The sequence below is a fragment of the Mycobacterium lehmannii genome (genome assembly GCF_001499925.1).
Classification (GTDB): domain Bacteria; phylum Actinomycetota; class Actinomycetes; order Mycobacteriales; family Mycobacteriaceae; genus Mycobacterium; species Mycobacterium lehmannii.
This window is the reverse complement of record NZ_LQIR01000056.1, coordinates 71,896-88,173: the sequence shown is the minus strand read 5'-3', so window position 1 is coordinate 88,173 and position 16,278 is coordinate 71,896. Positions and strand designations below refer to the sequence as shown.

The 16,278-nt window shown below is 66.3% G+C and carries 16 protein-coding genes; 10 read left to right on the top strand and 6 right to left on the bottom strand.

Annotation, left to right across the window (positions count from 1 at the left end; all coding sequences use genetic code 11):
- The first annotated feature begins 13 nt into the window (after positions 1-13).
- Complete coding sequence (rnhA, locus tag AU192_RS21125) at positions 14-472, top strand: ribonuclease HI (protein WP_064399475.1); 459 nt, start codon at positions 14-16, stop codon at positions 470-472.
- Here the strand turns inward: rnhA and AU192_RS21120 are convergent.
- Positions 459-2,735, bottom strand: coding sequence for an ATP-dependent DNA ligase (locus AU192_RS21120; protein WP_064399474.1), 2,277 nt, complete (start codon positions 2,733-2,735; stop codon positions 459-461). The two genes, rnhA and AU192_RS21120, sit on opposite strands and share 14 nt — an antisense overlap.
- Positions 2,736-2,769: 34 nt before the next feature.
- On the opposite strand from AU192_RS21120, the gene AU192_RS21115 reads away from it, so the two are divergent.
- A complete protein-coding gene (locus AU192_RS21115; protein WP_064399473.1) occupies positions 2,770-2,997 on the top strand; it encodes a hypothetical protein in 228 nt (75 codons plus the stop codon).
- Between the two features lie 138 nt (positions 2,998-3,135).
- Complete coding sequence (locus AU192_RS21110) at positions 3,136-4,002, top strand: type IV toxin-antitoxin system AbiEi family antitoxin (RefSeq protein WP_064399472.1); 867 nt, start codon at positions 3,136-3,138, stop codon at positions 4,000-4,002.
- 50 nt (positions 4,003-4,052) lie between these two features.
- Here the strand turns inward: AU192_RS21110 and AU192_RS21105 are convergent, their stop codons facing one another.
- Genes AU192_RS21105 through AU192_RS21085 form a run of 5 tightly spaced genes read right to left on the bottom strand, consistent with a single transcriptional unit; the run spans position 4,053 to position 9,397 of the window.
- Positions 4,053-5,132, bottom strand: a complete 1,080-nt coding sequence (locus AU192_RS21105; RefSeq protein ID WP_064399471.1) for an ABC transporter ATP-binding protein — start codon at positions 5,130-5,132, stop codon at positions 4,053-4,055.
- 37 nt (positions 5,133-5,169) lie between these two features.
- Positions 5,170-6,039: a carbohydrate ABC transporter permease gene (locus tag AU192_RS21100; RefSeq protein WP_064399470.1), complete on the bottom strand. Its 870-nt coding sequence runs from the start codon at positions 6,037-6,039 to the stop codon at positions 5,170-5,172.
- A gap of 1 nt (position 6,040) precedes the next feature.
- Positions 6,041-7,015 (bottom strand): carbohydrate ABC transporter permease, encoded by a 975-nt coding sequence (locus AU192_RS21095; protein ID WP_064399469.1) that lies wholly within the window; start codon positions 7,013-7,015, stop codon positions 6,041-6,043.
- Positions 7,015-8,367 carry an ABC transporter substrate-binding protein gene (locus AU192_RS21090; protein WP_082695094.1) on the bottom strand — a complete coding sequence of 451 codons (1,353 nt, stop codon included), beginning with the start codon at positions 8,365-8,367 and terminating at the stop codon, positions 7,015-7,017. The genes AU192_RS21095 and AU192_RS21090 overlap by 1 nt, the downstream gene beginning before the upstream one ends.
- 25 nt (positions 8,368-8,392) lie before the next feature.
- Entirely contained in the window at positions 8,393-9,397 is a 1,005-nt protein-coding gene (locus tag AU192_RS21085) for a sugar-binding transcriptional regulator (protein ID WP_064399468.1), read from the bottom strand.
- A 106-nt stretch (positions 9,398-9,503) separates the two neighbouring features.
- On the opposite strand from AU192_RS21085, the gene AU192_RS21080 reads away from it, so the two are divergent.
- The 7 genes from AU192_RS21080 to AU192_RS21050 all read left to right on the top strand — a co-directional run bounded on the left by AU192_RS21080 (position 9,504) and on the right by AU192_RS21050 (position 16,189).
- Positions 9,504-10,505, top strand: a complete 1,002-nt coding sequence (locus tag AU192_RS21080; RefSeq protein ID WP_064399467.1) for an NAD(P)-dependent alcohol dehydrogenase — start codon at positions 9,504-9,506, stop codon at positions 10,503-10,505.
- Entirely contained in the window at positions 10,502-11,923 is a 1,422-nt protein-coding gene (locus AU192_RS21075) for a mannitol dehydrogenase family protein (RefSeq protein ID WP_064399466.1), read from the top strand. Before AU192_RS21080 ends, AU192_RS21075 begins: the two co-directional genes overlap by 4 nt.
- A complete protein-coding gene (locus AU192_RS21070; protein WP_064399465.1) occupies positions 11,920-12,861 on the top strand; it encodes a carbohydrate kinase family protein in 942 nt (313 codons plus the stop codon). Before AU192_RS21075 ends, AU192_RS21070 begins: the two co-directional genes overlap by 4 nt.
- Positions 12,861-13,817 carry a non-homologous end joining protein Ku gene (gene ku, locus AU192_RS21065; RefSeq protein WP_064399464.1) on the top strand — a complete coding sequence of 319 codons (957 nt, stop codon included), beginning with the start codon at positions 12,861-12,863 and terminating at the stop codon, positions 13,815-13,817. The genes AU192_RS21070 and ku overlap by 1 nt, the downstream gene beginning before the upstream one ends.
- Before the next feature lie 184 nt (positions 13,818-14,001).
- Entirely contained in the window at positions 14,002-14,793 is a 792-nt protein-coding gene (locus AU192_RS21060) for an SDR family oxidoreductase (protein ID WP_064399463.1), read from the top strand.
- Between the two features lie 10 nt (positions 14,794-14,803).
- Complete coding sequence (locus AU192_RS21055; RefSeq protein ID WP_064399462.1) at positions 14,804-15,880, top strand: NAD(P)H-dependent amine dehydrogenase family protein; 1,077 nt, start codon at positions 14,804-14,806, stop codon at positions 15,878-15,880.
- Positions 15,881-15,913: 33 nt separating this feature from the next.
- Complete coding sequence (locus AU192_RS21050; RefSeq protein ID WP_064399461.1) at positions 15,914-16,189, top strand: hypothetical protein; 276 nt, start codon at positions 15,914-15,916, stop codon at positions 16,187-16,189.
- The last annotated feature ends 89 nt before the right edge of the window (positions 16,190-16,278 follow it).

Below are 16,278 nucleotides of genomic sequence, written 5' to 3'. Positions count from 1 at the left end.
TTATCCTCGTCGGGTGAGCCAGGACCCAGTCGTCATACACACCGACGGCGGCTGCAGGCCCAATCCGGGTCCCGGCGGTTGGGGCGCGGTGCTGCGTCAGCGTTCGCACGTGCGGGAGATGTGCGGCGGCGAGGCGCAGACGAGCAACAACCGGATGGAGCTCACCGCGCCGATCATGGCGTTGGAGGCGTTGACGCGGCCCGTGGTGGTGCACCTGTACACCGACAGCACCTATGTCCGTAACGGCATCACCAAGTGGGTGCTCGGCTGGGAGCGCAACGGCTGGCTGACTGCCGCGAAGCAGCCGGTGAAGAACGTCGACCTCTGGACGAGGCTGCAATTGGCTTGCGCGCCACATCAAGTCGAGTGGTTCTGGGTGAAGGGCCATTCAGGGGTCGCCGACAACGAGTTGGCCGACCAGTTGGCGACGCGGGGAATGCAGGAAGCGCTGCGGGCGCCTACTCCCAGGTGACCTCGCCGGGCTCCTTGTCGGGTCGTAACCCACGCCAACTCGGTTGGCGCAGACGGTTATCCGAGGTGCGTTCGCTGTAGCGGACCTCGCCGACGAGTTCGGGCCGCACGAACGTCACACCCTTGGCGTCCTGGCGCGGCAGTCGTTCGTTGAACGGACTCTCGTCGGTCTCCAGCGGTTTGAGGGTCTTCTTGAGTTCGGCCAACGCCTTGTCCGTGAAACCGGTTCCGACGCGACCCACGAACTCCAGACCTCCGTCGGCCGGAATCCCGAGCATCAGCGAGCCGATCCCGCTCGAACGTCCACCCTCCCCCTGTCGCCAGCCGGCGATCACGACTTCCTGTGTGTTCCAGACCTTGTCCTTGATCCACGCCTTCGACCGCCGGCCCGGCTGGTAGGTCGAGTCACGTTTCTTCGCGACCACGCCCTCCCACCGCTTCTTGCGGGCGTACTCCATCGCCTCGGGGCCGTCGCCGGGCAACGGATCCGGCACGATCAGGCCGCCGCCCTCGGCCAGCGCCTCGAGTATCTTGCGACGGTCGGAGTACTTGGCGCGCAACAGGGAGCGGCCGTCGAGGTGCAGGATGTCGAACGCCCAGAACTCCACGCGGGTCGATCGGGCACGGTTCTGCATCTCGGAGAAGCTCGGCACGCCGGACTCGTCGAGCGCGACGGCCTCACCGTCGATGATGACGTGGTGATCGGCGAGATCGGCTGCCACCGCCTCGAATTGGGGGAACTCGGCGGTGACGTCTCGGCCACGCCGGGAGCGCACTGTGAGCCTGCCGCGATCCGCGTCGATGATCACGCGGTAGCCGTCCCACTTACCCTCGAACGCCCACTGGTTCGCCTTGAGCTTGGCGACCGAGCCCTCCGTCGACAGCATCGGCGCGAGATCACCTGCTTGCGGGCGCTTCTGGTCCTTCATGCGGTGCGCGAGCCAGTTCTTGCCGTCGGTCTGGATCAGCGCATAGCGGCCGTCGACCTTCTTGCCGCGCAGGTTGATGATGACCTCGCCGCCCTCCGCGGCGCTGTCGGGTGGTACGTCGTTGAACTTCTCGGCCTCATAAGTGCCGGTGTCCCAGATGATCATCTTGCCGCCGCCGTACTCGCCCTTGGGGATCTCGCCGTGGAAGGTGAGGTACTCCAACGGGTGGTCCTCGGTGTGCACGGCGAGGTGGTTGACCGACGGGGTGTCGGGCAGGTTCTTCGGCACCGCCCAGCTGACCAGCACGCCGTCGCGTTCGAGCCTCAAGTCGTAGTGCAGCCGTCGGGCGTGGTGTTCCTGGATGACGAACTTGTCGTTGTTCCCCGTCTTCGGCGGCTTGTTCGGCACCGGCTCAGGGGTCTTCGATGCGTCGCGCATGCTGCGATACGTCGTCAGGCGGTCCGGTACCGGTACCGCCTCGTCGAGCGGTGCGAGCAGGTCGCCCATCTCCTGCACCCGGTCGAGCACCTCGTCGAAGTTGAGGTGCCGCAACTTCGGATCCTCGATCTCGTCCCAGGTGCGTGGTGCGGCGACCGTCGGATGTTCGCGTCCGCGAAGCGAATACGGCGCGATCGTGGTCTTGGCGCCGTTGTTCTGGCTCCAGTCGACGAAGACCTTGCCGGTGCGCACGCTCTTGGTCATGGTCGCGGTCACGCGTTTGGGCATCGTCTTCTCGAGCTGTTGTGCGACCCGCCGCGCGAGAACCGATGCACCCTGCGAGCTGATCGGTTCCTCGAGCGGGACGTACAGGTGCACCCCCTTGCTACCGCTGGTGAGCGGGAAGGTGGTCAACCCGATGTCGGTGATGAGGTCGCGCACCTCGTGGGCGACCTCGCAGAGCTGGCGAAAGGACACCCCCTCGCCGGGGTCGAGGTCGAACACGATGCGGGTCGCGGGGCCGGGCGTCGGTGGCCCGTCGTCCTTGCTGACGAACCGCCACTGCGGGACGTGCACTTCGAGCGCGGCCTGCTGCGCGATCCAGGCCAGACCCTCGGCCGTGTCGATCAGCGGATAGGTCGTCATCCCCGAGCGGTGCGTGACCGACGCGCGGTCCAACCAGTCCGGCGCCGACGAGGCGAGTTGCTTCTCGAAGAACGACGGCTCCTCGACACCGTTGGGCCAGCGCTTGCGGGTCACGGCGCGGCCCGCGATATGCGGGATCATCGCCTCGGCGACGCCGACGTAATAGTCGAACACCTCCGCTTTGGTGGTGCCCGTCGCCGGGTACAGCACCTTGTCCGGGTTGGTGAGCTTCACCCGGCCGAATCGATCCACAGTGTGAACGTATACCCGCTGCTACGTTGGATCCGTGGCGAGAATCTTCGCGGCGGTGCTGGTCGCGGTGGCTGCCCTGTTGGCGGCACCGCACGCCGCGGCAGATCCGCAGGATCTCGTCCCGTACTGCTCGGGTGACCAGACGCCGATGGACGACAACTGCCGCCCGCCGGCCCACCAGGAGTTCACCCACTCGCCCAGCGGCCTCGACCCGAATCTGCCCAGCGGCCTTGACCCAGGGAACGCGGCGGTCGTCGACTAGCGGCTAGCCCCGAGTGCCACGGCTGCTAACGCCGCCGATTTCTGCGCCAGGGCTGCGATTTCGCGTTATCCACAGCCCTGCCGCAGAAATGGACGACGGGGTACGCGTTCTGTCGGCCGTCCCGTCCACGATCCGGACATGTGGCAACCGTTTCTGGGCAGCGAGGCGATCAGCGATGGCCGACTCACGCGAGGGCAACTGCGCTGGAACCACTCCGCCGTCCTGCCGCGGGTCTACCGCCCAAACGACGCTGAACGCAATATCCACTCCAACGCCGTCGCTGCGTGGCTGTGGACCGGTCGCAGAGGCGTGATCGCGGGGCGGGCCGCGGCTGCGTTCCACGGCGCAAAGTGGGTGGATGCGTCGACCCCGATCGAGGTGATCACCGCCCACACCCGCCCGCGCGAAGGCGTCATCGTCCACGAAGAACGGTTGGCACCCGATGAGATCACCTACTTCGGGGAGATCCCCGTGACGACCCCCGCTCGGACCGCGTGGGATCTGGCTCGCCACCTTCCGCGCGACAAGGCCGTCGCGCATCTGGACGCCCTGGCCGCCGCCACGGGGGTGTCCGCCGATGATGCCTTGGCGCTGAGCGATCGATACCGGGGCGCACGCGGAGTTCGTCGTGCCCGGACGGCGCTCCGCTTGATGGATGCAGGCGCGCAATCGCCCGAAGAAACCCGCCTTCGTCTTTTGCTCATCGACGCCGGATTGCCCACCCCGCGGACGCAGATCAGGCTCAGCGACGGCTACCAGGAGGCGTTTCTCGACATGGGGTACGACGATCCGATGGTCGGCCTGGACTACGACGGAGTTCACCACAGCGAGAACCGACGGCAATACGTGTATGACGTGGGTCGTGCCGCGTTCGTCGATCGCCAAGGCTGGATCGACATCCATGTGCTCAAGGAACACAGCCGGCGATACATCTTGCATCGCGTCTTCGACGCGTTCTCCCGCCGCGGTTGGACCCCGCCGAAATCTGCAAGAGGGTCGCGGTGAGGCGAAAATCGCAACCCTGGTGCAGAATTCGGCGGCGCTGAAAGCCTAAATCAGTCGATGCGTTCGCCGGTCTCCGGGTGGAACAGGTGCACGGACCCTTCCAGATGCCTGCGCAGCCGCACCGTCTCGGCGAGTTTGGGCGCCGTGCGCGGATTGCAGCGCGCGACCAGCTCGACTCCCGAACCCGCGTGCGTGTAGAGGTAGGCCTCGCTGCCGAGGTCCTCGACCAGGTCGACGACGACTTCCACCCCGCCGGAGTCGGTGAGCTCCAGTTGTTCGGGCCGGATGCCGAGCGTGACCTCCGAGAGGCCCGCGTCGCTCAACTTCGAAAGTCGCTCGCGCTCGAGCGGCAGCGTCGTGTCGCCGATGCGGACACCGTCGGGTGCGATCGGCAGCGTCACCAGATTCATGGCGGGTGAGCCGATGAAACCGGCCACGAACGCATTGGCCGGCCTGTCGTAGAGCTCGTTCGGGGCGGCGAACTGCTGCAGCTTGCCGAACCGCAGGACCGCGACCCTGTCCCCCATCGTCATCGCCTCGATCTGGTCGTGGGTGACGTAGACCGTCGTGGTGCCGAGCCGTCGCTGCAGCGCGGCGATCTGGGTGCGGGTCTGCACGCGCAGCTTCGCGTCGAGGTTCGACAGCGGCTCGTCCATGCAGAACACCTGCGGCTCGCGCACGATGGCGCGGCCCATCGCGACGCGCTGCCGCTGTCCACCGGACAGCTTGGCGGGCTTGCGGTCGAGGAACTCCGTGAGGTCCAGGATCTTGGCCGCCTCTTCGACCTTCTTGCGCCGCTCGTCGCGCGAGACCCCACGCAGTTTCAGCGCGAAACCCATGTTCTCCGCGACGGTCTTGTTCGGGTACAGCGCGTAGTTCTGGAACACCATCGCGATGTCGCGGTCCTTGGACGGCACACCGGTCATGTCCCTGCCGCCGATCTCGATGGTGCCCTCGTCGATGTCCTCCAGTCCGGCCAGCATGCGCAGGGCGGTGCTCTTGCCCGACCCGGACGGCCCGACCAGCACAACGAATTCGCCGTCGGAGATGTCGAGGTCGAGCGAATCGACCGCGAGCTTGTCCGAGCCTTCGTAGACGCAGGAGGCGTTGCGGTAAGTGATTGTTGCCATTGGTATCTCCGTGTCTCTCGTGATCGGGCCGGACGGATTACTTGATCGCGCCGAACGACAGTCCGCGCACCAGCTTGTTCTGGGCGATCCACCCGCACAGGATCACCGGCAGGGCGGCCATGGTCGCGGCCGCCGACAACACGGCCCAGTACTGACCCTCACCGGCGATGAAGCCGACGAGGTACACGGGCATGGTCTGGGCGTTCACCGCGGTCAGGTTCACCGCGAAGAAGAACTCGTTCCAGGCGAAGATCACGCAGATCAACGCCGTCGCAGCGATACCCGGCGACACCAGGGGCAGGATCACCTCGCGCACCGACCGCCACAGGCTGGCGCCGTCCAGGCTGGCCGCCTCCAGCAGTTCGCCGGGCACCTCGAGGAAGAACGACCGCATCATCCACACCGCGATCGGCAGGTTCATCGCCGTGTAGAGCACGATCAACGCCCAGATGTTGTCCAACAGCCCGATGTTGGACACGATCACATACAGCGGCAGGATCACCGCGACGACGGGCAGCATCTTGGTGCTCATGAAGAAGAACAGCGCATCCTGGGTCTTGCGGACCGGTCGCAGCGACAACGCGAATGCGGCGGGGACCCCAAGCACGAGCACGAGCAGCGTCGAAATCCCGGTTGCGAACAGCGAATTCAGCATCGCGGGCCCGATGCCCTGGTCGAAGACGGCAGAATACTGATCGAGCGTCGGGGAGAAGAACAGCTTCGGCGGGCTGGTGGCGGCGTCGGCCTCCTGCTTGAACGACGTCAACACCATCCAGAAGACCGGGAAGAAGAACCCGATCCCGACGAGCCACGCCACCAGCCCCCACGGACTGAACGTGCGGGACTTCTTCTTTTTCTTGGCCACGGGTTGCGGTGTGGCTGCAGATTTCTCGACCGTGGTAGTCATGTCAGGCCACCTCTTCCTTCCCGGTGAACGACTTGAAGATCAACCGCAGCGCGAAGCTGGCGATGACGATCGTGAAGACGACCACCACCACTCCCATGGCCGCCGCCTGGCCGATGTCGAAGCCGAGGAACGCGCGCTGATAGATGTAGAACGGCAGGTTCGCGCTCGCGATGCCCGGTCCGCCCTGCGTCATCATGTAGATGGCATCGAACGTGTTGACCAGAAAGATCGCCCCGAGGACGACTCCCAACTCGATGAATCGCCGAAGGTGCGGCAGCGTCAACTCCCGGAAAAGCTGAAAGGCGTTCGCACCGTCGACTCGGCCGGCCTCCAGAATGTCGCGCGGCATCGACTGGAGACCGGCGAGGATCAGCAGCATCATGAACGGCGTCCACTGCCAGATCAGCATCACCATCACCATCGCCAGCGGGAACTGCCCGATCCAGTCCATCCGCTCGATCCCGACCAGCGACAGCAACCAGTTCAGGATGCCGTTGTTCGGGTCGAGGATCGTCGTCTTCCAGATCAGCGCGGCCGCAACGGGTGTGACGAGGAACGGCGTGATCAGCAACGTCCGCACGACCCCGCGGCCCAGGAACGCCCGGTCGAGCAGCAAGGCCAGGAGCAGACCGAAGAACGCGGAGATCAGCACCACCCCGACGATCAGCACCACGGTGTTGAGCGCGACGGTCCAGAACTGACTGTCCTTGGCCACCGTGACGTAGTTCTGCAACCCGATGAACTCACGGGAGCCGGGGCGAACCAGGTTCCACGACAGCGTCGAGTAGTAGAGGGTGAACAGAAACGGAACCTGCGTCACGACGATCATGAAGATCAGCGCCGGCAACAGCGGACCCCGCCTGCGCCAGGCTTCGGCGCGGCTCACCCCGGTTTCCTTCGCCTCCCGGATCCTGCGAACCCGTTCTGCCACCGCCGTTTCGCTGGCGCCGGCCGTGGTATCGGCGGTTACGGTCATCACTTCTCCTGATATGTCTTGCCGACGACCTCGGCGTACTGCTGCGCTTGGTCGAGCGCCTCGTTGACCGTCTTCTGACCGGCGATCGCGGCGCTGATCTGTTGGCTGACCCTGGTGCCCAGGTCCTGGAACTCAGGTATCGCCACGAACTGGATTCCGGTGTACGGAACCGGTTGCACGGTGGGCTTGTTCGGGTTGGCGTTCTGGATCGAACGCAACGTCAGCGGTCCGTAGGACCGCGAGATCTTCTCGTACTCCGGCAGTTCGGTGTAGGTGGATGTTCGGCTGCCCGGTGGGACCCTCGCCCAGCCGAGCTTCTCCCCCACCAGCTTCATGTAGTCCTTGCTCGTCATCCATGAGATGAACTTCCATGCGCCGTCGGGGTTCTTCGCTGACTTCGGGATACCCAGCGCCCAGGTGTAGAGCCACCCGGAGTTCGGCTTCTCGGCGATGGGCGCGGGCAGATATCCGATCTTGCCGACCAGTTCCGGGTATTCCTGCGGATCTTCGAGGACCGACACCGCCGACGTGGCGTCGTACCACATGGCGGTCTGGCCCTGGCCGAACAGGTTCGCGCATTCCTGGAAACCGGTGGAGGCGGCGCCCAGTTCTCCGGAGCGCTTGACCAGGTCGACGTAGAAGTTGACCGCCTTGCGCACCTCGGGGCTGTTGAGCTGTGCGTTCCACTGCTCGTCGAACCACCGCCCGCCGAACGTGTTGATCACGGTGTTCAGAGGCGCGAGCACCTCACCCCATCCCGGCTTTCCGCGAAGGCAGATTCCCGCGCGGTCACCGGATTTCAGGGTGTCGGCCCACTGCGCGACCTCCTGCCAGGTCGGCTGGTAATCCGGTGACTGGTCGACCTCGATCCCGGCCTGTTCGAACAGGTCCTTGCGGTACATCAGAAACGACGACTCGCCGTAGAACGGGACGGCGTACATGTCGCCTTCGTACGACAGCGACTCGCGCAGCGACGAGATGAAGTCCTCCTCGTCGTACCCCGCCGTCTGCGAGGCGTATTCGGAGAGGTTCTGCAGCCAGCCGTCCTTCGCCCACTGCGGGGTCTCGAAGTTACTGATCATCACGACGTCGAACTCGCTTCCGCCCATCGCGGTCGACATGGTGATCTTGGCGCGGGCCTGGTTCTCCGAGAGCGTGACGAACTTCAGCTTCGTGCCGGGGTTGGCCGCCTCGAACTCCGACGACAGATCCCTGGCGTCGGTCATCTGCGAGTTCGACACCATGGCGATGGTGACCTGGTTGTCCGAGGCGCCCAAGCTGCCCGCTCCCGAACACCCGGAGGCCAGCACGACCCCGGACGCCGCGGCCACCGCCGCGAACCGCTTCATCATTGTCGGTCTCACCTGCGTCGTCTCCTCACTGCGCCAACAACCAACGCGCACAATCGATGTCACACACCAATAGCCGGGCCAGCCTCCCCCGCAGGACGGCCAGAGTGGCGTCGTATTTCGCGGCGCCGCTGGAGATCAGCAGCGTCTTCTCGCAGTTGCGGATGTCCTCGAGCGGCACCGACACCGCGCGCTGCTGGAGTTCGGTGTCGACGGGGACGCCGGCCGCGTCGAAGAACCGGCCGCCGATCTCACCCACCGCGCCGAGCGACTCCAACTCGTCGAGCATGCGGGTGTCGAGAAAGCTGCCCTCGAACAGGGTGGTCGACGTCGATACGGCGCCGACACCGAAGAGCATCATGTCCGCGTGCCGTCCCGCCTCCAACGTGCGGGAGATCACCGAATCGCTGCGCATCGACGCCACCGTCGACGGGTCGGCATACAGGGGTGCGGGCAGTCGTAACGTGCTCGCGCGCAACGTTTCCCCGCAGCGGCTCAAGATAAACTCGGTACCGGTCTGATAGGCCGCGGTCGACATGGCGCCGTCGAGTTGCACCACCGCGCGGCAGCTCGCCACCCCGGGAACCAACGCGTTGGCCACCGCGACCTGCTCAGGCCCCCAGGTGAACCCGAGGACGTCGCCGGGCGTGAGACGCCGCATCAGCAGCGCCGCCGCGGCCCGGCCAACGCTGGCGTATGCGACGGGCCGTCCGGTTGCGCCGATGTCGACGCCGTGGCCGGCGACCACCACCTCCGTCAGCCCGTAGCGCCGCTCGAGTTCTCGCTCATCCTCGGCGTGCAGGTCCTCACTCAGCCCGGCGGGCACGGCGATCTCGATGCGCACCAGTCCCCGGGCCTTTGCGCGGGCGATCAGTCGACCCGCAGTCGGGCGCGAGACACCCAGGCGGGCGGCGATCTCGGCCTGGGTCAATCCGTCGAGGTAGTACATCGTCGCCGCGCGCAGGGCCAGGCGGACGTCCTGCGTCGGCACCGCACCCCCGGCGAGGTCACCGGTCGACGCTGGTGCGGTCACCGCCCTGCCCTCCTCGGACTGTGAGCATTTGCTCAGGGGTGCGATTAGATGCTCACCACGTTAACATGGTGGTGTGACGCACACAACACTCTCGCCGGACAGCCGGATGCGGGCGGCCGTGCTCGTCGAACCCGGGCGGATCGAAATGCAGGAACGCCCTGTGCCCCGGCCAGACCCCGGTGACGCGCTGATACGGGTCTCGTCGGTGGGAGTCTGCGGATCGGACACGCACTACTACCGGCACGGGCGAGTGGGCGGATTCGTCGTCGAGGCGCCGTTGATCCTCGGCCACGAGGCCGCGGGCACGATCGTCGCCGTCGGCGACAACGTCGACCCATCGCGCATCGGCGAACGGGTGTCGATCGAACCGCAGCGCCCCGACCCCGACAGCGACGAAACCCGCCGCGGGCACTACAACCTGTGTCCGCACATGCGGTTCTTCGCGACCCCGCCGGTCGACGGGGCGCTGTGTGAGTACGTGACGATCGGCGCGGAATTCGCCCACCGCGTGCCGGACTCGATCTCCGATGAAGCGGCGGCGTTGTGCGAGCCCCTTTCCGTCGGCATCGCCGCCGTCCGCAAGGCGGGTGTCGACGGACGGTCGCGGGTGTTGGTCACCGGCGCGGGCCCGATCGGCATCGTGGTGATCCAACTCGCGCGGGCCTACGGCGCGACGGACATCATCGTCAGCGATCCCGACGAGGCCCGTCGGCAACGGGCGATCTCGTTCGGGGCCACCGAGGTTCTGGACCCGACGACCCAGCCGATAGGCGATTTCGGGGTGGACGGATATATCGACGCCTCCGGCGCGCCGACGGCCGTGGCCGACGGCATTCGCGCGGTGCGACCCGCCGGCCGGGTGGTGTTGGTCGGCTCGGGTGCGGAGTCGATGGAGCTGCCCACGCAGCTGATCCAGAACCGTGAGCTGGTGCTGACGGGCGTCTTCCGCTACGCCAACACCTGGCCGACGGCGATCGCGCTCGTCGAGTCTGGCCAGGTCGATCTCGACGCGATGGTGACCGCCCGCTTCCCCTTGGAGCGCACCGCCGAAGCCCTCGACTCCGACCGCACGCCGGGTAGCGTGAAGTCGGTGGTGACGGTGTCATGAAACTCGACAACTCCACGCTCGCACAGCTTTCCACCGACAAGCCGACCTACGACCGATCCCAGATATCGGTCGGCATAGTGCATTTCGGAGTCGGCGGCTTTCACCGGGCGCATCAAGCGATGTACGTCGACCGACTCCTGGAGAAGGGGCTGGCCAAGGAGTGGGGCATCGCCGGCGTCGGCGTGATGCCTGCCGACCGCAGGATGGCCGACGTGATGGCCGCCCAGGACGGCCTGTACACCCTGCTGCTGGAGAAGCCCGACGGTACCCGCGAGGCGCGGGTGATCGGTTCGATCGTCGACTATCGCTACGCGCCCGATGACCCGGAAGCGGTGATCGAACTGTTGGCCGCGCCGAGCACGCGGATCGTCTCGCTGACCATCACCGAGGGCGGCTACAACATCGACAACCTCGGTGACGGCGTGAACGTCTTCGGCCTGGTGGCCGCGGCGCTGGCGCGCAGGCGCGACCGCGGCATCACCTCCCCGACGATCGTGTCGTGCGACAACATCGAGGGCAACGGCGACGTCGCCCGCCACGCGTTCACCACCTACGCCGAGCGGGTGCATCCCGGGCTCGGCGAGTGGATCGGCGCGCACACCATGTTCCCCAACTCGATGGTGGACCGCATCACACCGGTCACCACACCCGACGTGATCGATGTCGTGGCAACCGAATTCGGTATCGATGACCAATGGCCGGTGGTGGCCGAACCCTTCACGGCGTGGGTGCTCGAGGACGACTTCACCGACGGGCGACCACCGTTGGAAGACGTGGACGTGCTGATGGTCGACGACGTCACCCCGTACGAGCTGATGAAGCTGCGGTTGCTCAACGCCGGGCACCAAAGCCTCTGTTACTTCGCGTATCTCGCGGGCTACCGGTTGGTGCACGACGCCGCGGGCGACCCGCTGTTCGCCGACTTTTTATTGGCGTACATGGACGACGAGGCCACACCGACGCTCAAGCCGGTGGCCGGCATCGACCTGCCCGACTACAAGCGCACGCTGATCGAGCGGTTCGCCAACCCGGGCGTCAAGGACACCATCGCCCGGCTGTGTTACGGCTCATCGGACCGCATTCCGAAGTGGCTGCTGCCCGTCGTCCGCGAGAACCTCCGAACGGGCGCGCCGATCCGGTTGTCGGCCGCGACGGTCGCCAGTTGGGCGCGCTACGCCGAAGGGGTCGACGAGCAGGGGCAGCCGATCGACGTGCAGGACCAGCTCGCCGACGTCCTGGTGCCGCTGGCCAGGGCTCAGCGCGACAATCCGACCGCATTCATCGAAAACACCGATCTCTTCGGCGATCTCGCCTCCGACCAGCGATTCGTCGACGCATACGTCTGGGCGCTGAACTCGCTGCACCGCGACGGCGCGCGCACAACGCTGGAAGCGTTGATGCACAGGAACGAACCATGAGCGCGGACCGTGCGCTGGTGATCGGCGAGGCGTTGATCGACATCGTCGAGCGTGGCGGGGAGGTCACCGGTGAACACGTCGGCGGCAGCCCACTCAATGTGGCGGTCGGGCTGGGCCGGCTGGGCCGCGGCGTCGACTTCCTGACACACATCGGCGACGACGAACGCGGACGGCGCATCGTCGACCATGCCGAAGCATCCGGGGTGCAACTCGTCTCGGGAAGTACGGATGCGGCGAAAACCCCGACCGCGTTGGCCACGCTCGACGAGCAGGGTTCGGCGCAGTACGCGTTCGACATCGAATGGCAACTGACCGGCACACCGGAGGTCGGGCCGCCGACGGTCGTGCACACCGGTTCGATCGCGGCGATGCTCGAGCCGGGCTGCCGTGCCACCGCCGCACTGGTCGACACGTATCACCCGTCGGCCACCGTGACGTTCGATCCAAATGTGCGGCCCGCCCTGATCGAGGACGCCGATGCCGCGCGCACCCGCATCGACCGGCTCATCGAGCGCTGCGACGTGGTGAAGGCCAGCGACGAGGACATGCGGTGGCTCGACCCGGGCCGCACCCCCGAGCAGATCGCGGAGACGTGGTTGTCGCTGGGCCCGTCGATCGTCGCGGTGACGATGGGCGGGCAGGGGTCGTTCGCGCTGTGCGCGCAGGGCCTGGTGCGAGTGCCGGCGTTCGAGGTCGACGTCGTCGACACCGTGGGCGCCGGTGATGCGTACATGAGCGGTCTGATCGACGCGCTGTGGACGTTGGGGCTGCTGGGCGCTCAGCGGCGGCGTGACCTGGCGCGAATCAGCGCGGCCGACCTGACGCGTGTCCTGCGCACGGCCGCGATGTCGTCGGCGCTGACGGTCGCCCGCGCCGGCGCCGACCTGCCCGATCGCGGTAGCCGCGATGCGGCGCTGGAATCAGCCATACTGGGTTGATGCGTTCTATATGGAAGGGTTCGATCGCGTTCGGCCTGGTGAACGTGCCGGTCAAGGTCTACAGCGCGCAGCAGGACCACGACGTGAAGTTCCACCAGGTGCACGCGAAGGACAACGGGCGCATCCGGTACAGACGCGTCTGCGAGATCGACGGTGAGGAAGTCGAGTATCGCGACATCGCCCGGGCTTACGAATCCGACGACGGGCAGACGGTGATCATCACCGACGAGGACATCGCCACGCTGCCCGAGGAACGCAGCCGCGAGATCGAGTTGCTGGAATTCGTTCCCGCCTCCGACATCGACCCGATGATGTATGACCGCAGCTACTTCCTCGAGCCCGAGGGCAAGTCGTCGAAGTCGTATGTGCTGTTGACCAAGACGCTCAAGGAAACCGACCGGGTCGCGATCGTGCACTTCGCATTGCGCAACAAGACGCGGCTCGCGGCGCTTCGGGTTCAGGACTTCAGCAAGCGCGACGTCATGGTGATCCAGACGCTGTTGTGGCCCGACGAGATCCGCGATCCCGACTTCCCGGTGCTGGACAAGGAAGTCGACATCAAACCGGCCGAGCTGAAGATGGCCACCCAGGTCGTCGACTCCATGACCGACGACTTCAACCCCGACCGCTACCACGACGAGTACCAGGAACAGCTGCGCGAGCTGATCGCAGCGAAACTCGAAGGCGGCGAAGCATTCACCACGGAGGAGCAGCCACAGGAACTCGACGAGACCGAGGATGTCTCCGATCTGTTGGCCAAACTCGAAGCCAGCGTGAAGGCGCGACGCGAAGGCCGCGGCGGGGCAAAGGATTCCGACGACGACAAGCCGGCCAAGAAGGCGCCCGCGAAGAAGAGCGCCGCGAAGAAGGCCGCGAAGAAGACGCCCGCCAAGAAGGCCGCGAAGAAGTCGCCGGCCAAGAAGTCGACGGCGAAGAAGACCGCCGCCAAGAAGTAGCCGCCCGCCAGGACTCGGGGCGTCGTAGAACCACTGGTTCGCGAGACGTACACCAGGGCCGTGCTATCCGGTCCAAGCACGACCCTGGTGTACGTCTCGCGAAAATTAGAACGTGTTTCAGAAAGCCCTCACACGCATCGTCGCGCCCTGCTACGGTTCGCCCGGCGAGGGAAGGACTCGAAACGTGATTCTTGACAGATTCCGGCTCGACGATCAGGTCGCGGTGGTCACGGGCGCCGGTCGCGGCCTGGGCGCCGCGATGGCGCTGGCATTCGCGGAAGCCGGTGCGGACGTGGTGATCGCGTCACGCACACAGTCGCAACTCGAGGAAGTCGCCGAGCAGATCAAGGGCGTCGGCCGCAGGGCGCACGTCGTGGTCGCCGACCTGGCCCACCCCGCCGACACCGCCACGTTGGCCGGTGCCGCGATCGAGGCGTTCGGAAAACTAGACGTCGTCGTCAACAACGTCGGCGGCACCATGCCGAACGCGCTACTGAACACCTCCAACAAGGACCTGCGCGACGCGTTCACCTTCAACGTGACCACCGCGCACGCGCTCACCACCGCGGCGGTTCCGCTGATGCTCGAGCACTCCGGGGGCGGCAGCATCATCAACATCACCTCCACGATGGGCCGACTGGCCGGCCGGGGTTTCGCGGCCTACGGAACGGCCAAGGCCGCACTCGCCCACTACACCCGCCTGGCCGCGCTCGACCTGTGCCCGCGGATCCGGGTCAACGCGATCGCGCCGGGGTCGATCCTCACGTCGGCGCTCGACATCGTGGCCTCCAACGACGAGCTGCGTAAGCCGATGGAGAAGGCCACCCCGATGCGCCGGCTCGGCGATCCGCAGGACATCGCCGCCGCCGCGGTGTACCTGGCCTCGCCTGCAGGCAGTTATCTGACCGGTAAGACGCTGGAGGTCGACGGCGGTCTGACGGTGCCCAATCTCGACATGCCCATCCCGGATCTGTGAGAGGACTTCCATGACGATCAAAGTGGCCGCGGTCGGCACCGGCAACGTCGGCAGGCACGCGCTGACCCAGCTCATCAACGATCCGCAGTACGAGCTCACCGCTGTCTTGGTGTCGTCGGACGCCAAGGCCGGCAAGGATGCGGGTGAGCTTGCCGGACTGCAGGTCTCGACAGGCATCACCGCCACGACGGACCTCGACGCGGTGCTGGTGACCCGACCCGAGTGCGTGGTCTACACCGCGATGGCCGACAACCGGCTGCCCGAGGCGCTCGAGGACTACCGCCGCATCCTGGCCGCAGGCGTCAACGTCGTCGGCAGCAGCGCGGTCTTCCTGCAGTACCCGTGGGAGGTACTGCCCGACGAACTCGTCAAGCCGATCGAGGAAGCCACCCAGACGGGCGGATCGAGCGTCTTCGTCAACGGTATCGATCCGGGCTTCGCCAACGACCTGCTTCCGCTCGCGCTCGCCGGAACCTGTCAGAGCGTCGAGCAGATCCGGTGCATGGAGATCATCAACTACGACACCTACGACAGCGCCACGGTGATGTTCGACGTGATGGGCTTCGGCAAGCCGCTCGACGAGATCCCGATGCTGTTGCAGCCCGGCGTCCTGAGCTTGGCCTGGGGATCGGTGGTGAGACAGCTGGCCGCAGGACTCGGCATCGAACTCGACAAGGTGTCCGAAACCTATGTGCGCGAACCGGCTCCCGAGGATTTCGACATCGCAGCGGGCCACATCGCCAAGGGCACCGCGGCGGCGTTGCGCTTCGAGGTCCAGGGCATCAAGGACGGCAAAGTCGCCGTCGTGCTCGAACACGTCACCCGGTTGCGCGATGACCTGCACCCGGACTGGCCGCAGCCCGCTCAGGAGGGTGGCTCGTACCGCATAGAGATCACCGGCGAACCGTCGTACACCGTCGACCTCTGCCTGAGCAGCCCGAACGGTGACCACAACCACGCCGGACTCGTCGCGACGGCCGCCCGTGTCGTCAACGCGATCCCCGCGGTCGTGGCCGCGCCGCCGGGCATCCGCACCACACTCGACTTGCCGCTGATCACCGGAAAAGGGTTGTACGCTGTGCGTTGAAGCCGGGGGTCGATCAGAATCGAGGACGTGCCTATGCGGACCACCCTTCGTTATCTCGCACCGCTGATCGCCGTCGGCGGCATCGCCGCGGCACTCGCGGCGGCCTCACCTGCCGCCGCCGAACCGGCTCCGGCTCCGAACCCCACCCTGCCGCAGTGCGTCGACACCGGCGGTGCCCAGGCCATCGGCGGGTCCACCACCGAATGCGCGTCGCCGGGCAACGTTTCGATCGACGCCACGCCCGCTCAGCAGGAGTACGTCGGCCCATGGGGAAGCATGTGGGAGGGCGACGGCTTCTTCTTCCCGTGACCGTTCGGGATTGACGCTCAACGTTATTCGCAGCGCTCGCCGTATACGCGGTCGCTGACCAGAAGTGCCCCTGGCCGAGGAGGCCAACC

Bases quoted from the DNA above. Each gene is read 5' to 3' on its own strand.
- AU192_RS21110 (WP_064399472.1), top strand. From the start codon at position 3,136: ATGTGGCAACCGTTTCTGGGCAGCGAGGCGATCAGCGATGGCCGACTC.
- AU192_RS21105 (WP_064399471.1), bottom strand. From the start codon at position 5,132: ATGGCAACAATCACTTACCGCAACGCCTCCTGCGTCTACGAAGGCTCG.
- AU192_RS21100 (WP_064399470.1), bottom strand. From the start codon at position 6,039: ATGACTACCACGGTCGAGAAATCTGCAGCCACACCGCAACCCGTGGCC.
- AU192_RS21095 (WP_064399469.1), bottom strand. From the start codon at position 7,015: ATGACCGTAACCGCCGATACCACGGCCGGCGCCAGCGAAACGGCGGTG.
- AU192_RS21090 (WP_082695094.1), bottom strand. From the start codon at position 8,367: ATGATGAAGCGGTTCGCGGCGGTGGCCGCGGCGTCCGGGGTCGTGCTG.
- AU192_RS21080 (WP_064399467.1), top strand. From the start codon at position 9,504: ATGCGGGCGGCCGTGCTCGTCGAACCCGGGCGGATCGAAATGCAGGAA.
- AU192_RS21075 (WP_064399466.1), top strand. From the start codon at position 10,502: ATGAAACTCGACAACTCCACGCTCGCACAGCTTTCCACCGACAAGCCG.
- AU192_RS21070 (WP_064399465.1), top strand. From the start codon at position 11,920: ATGAGCGCGGACCGTGCGCTGGTGATCGGCGAGGCGTTGATCGACATC.
- ku (WP_064399464.1), top strand. From the start codon at position 12,861: ATGCGTTCTATATGGAAGGGTTCGATCGCGTTCGGCCTGGTGAACGTG.
- AU192_RS21055 (WP_064399462.1), top strand. From the start codon at position 14,804: ATGACGATCAAAGTGGCCGCGGTCGGCACCGGCAACGTCGGCAGGCAC.
- AU192_RS21050 (WP_064399461.1), top strand. From the start codon at position 15,914: ATGCGGACCACCCTTCGTTATCTCGCACCGCTGATCGCCGTCGGCGGC.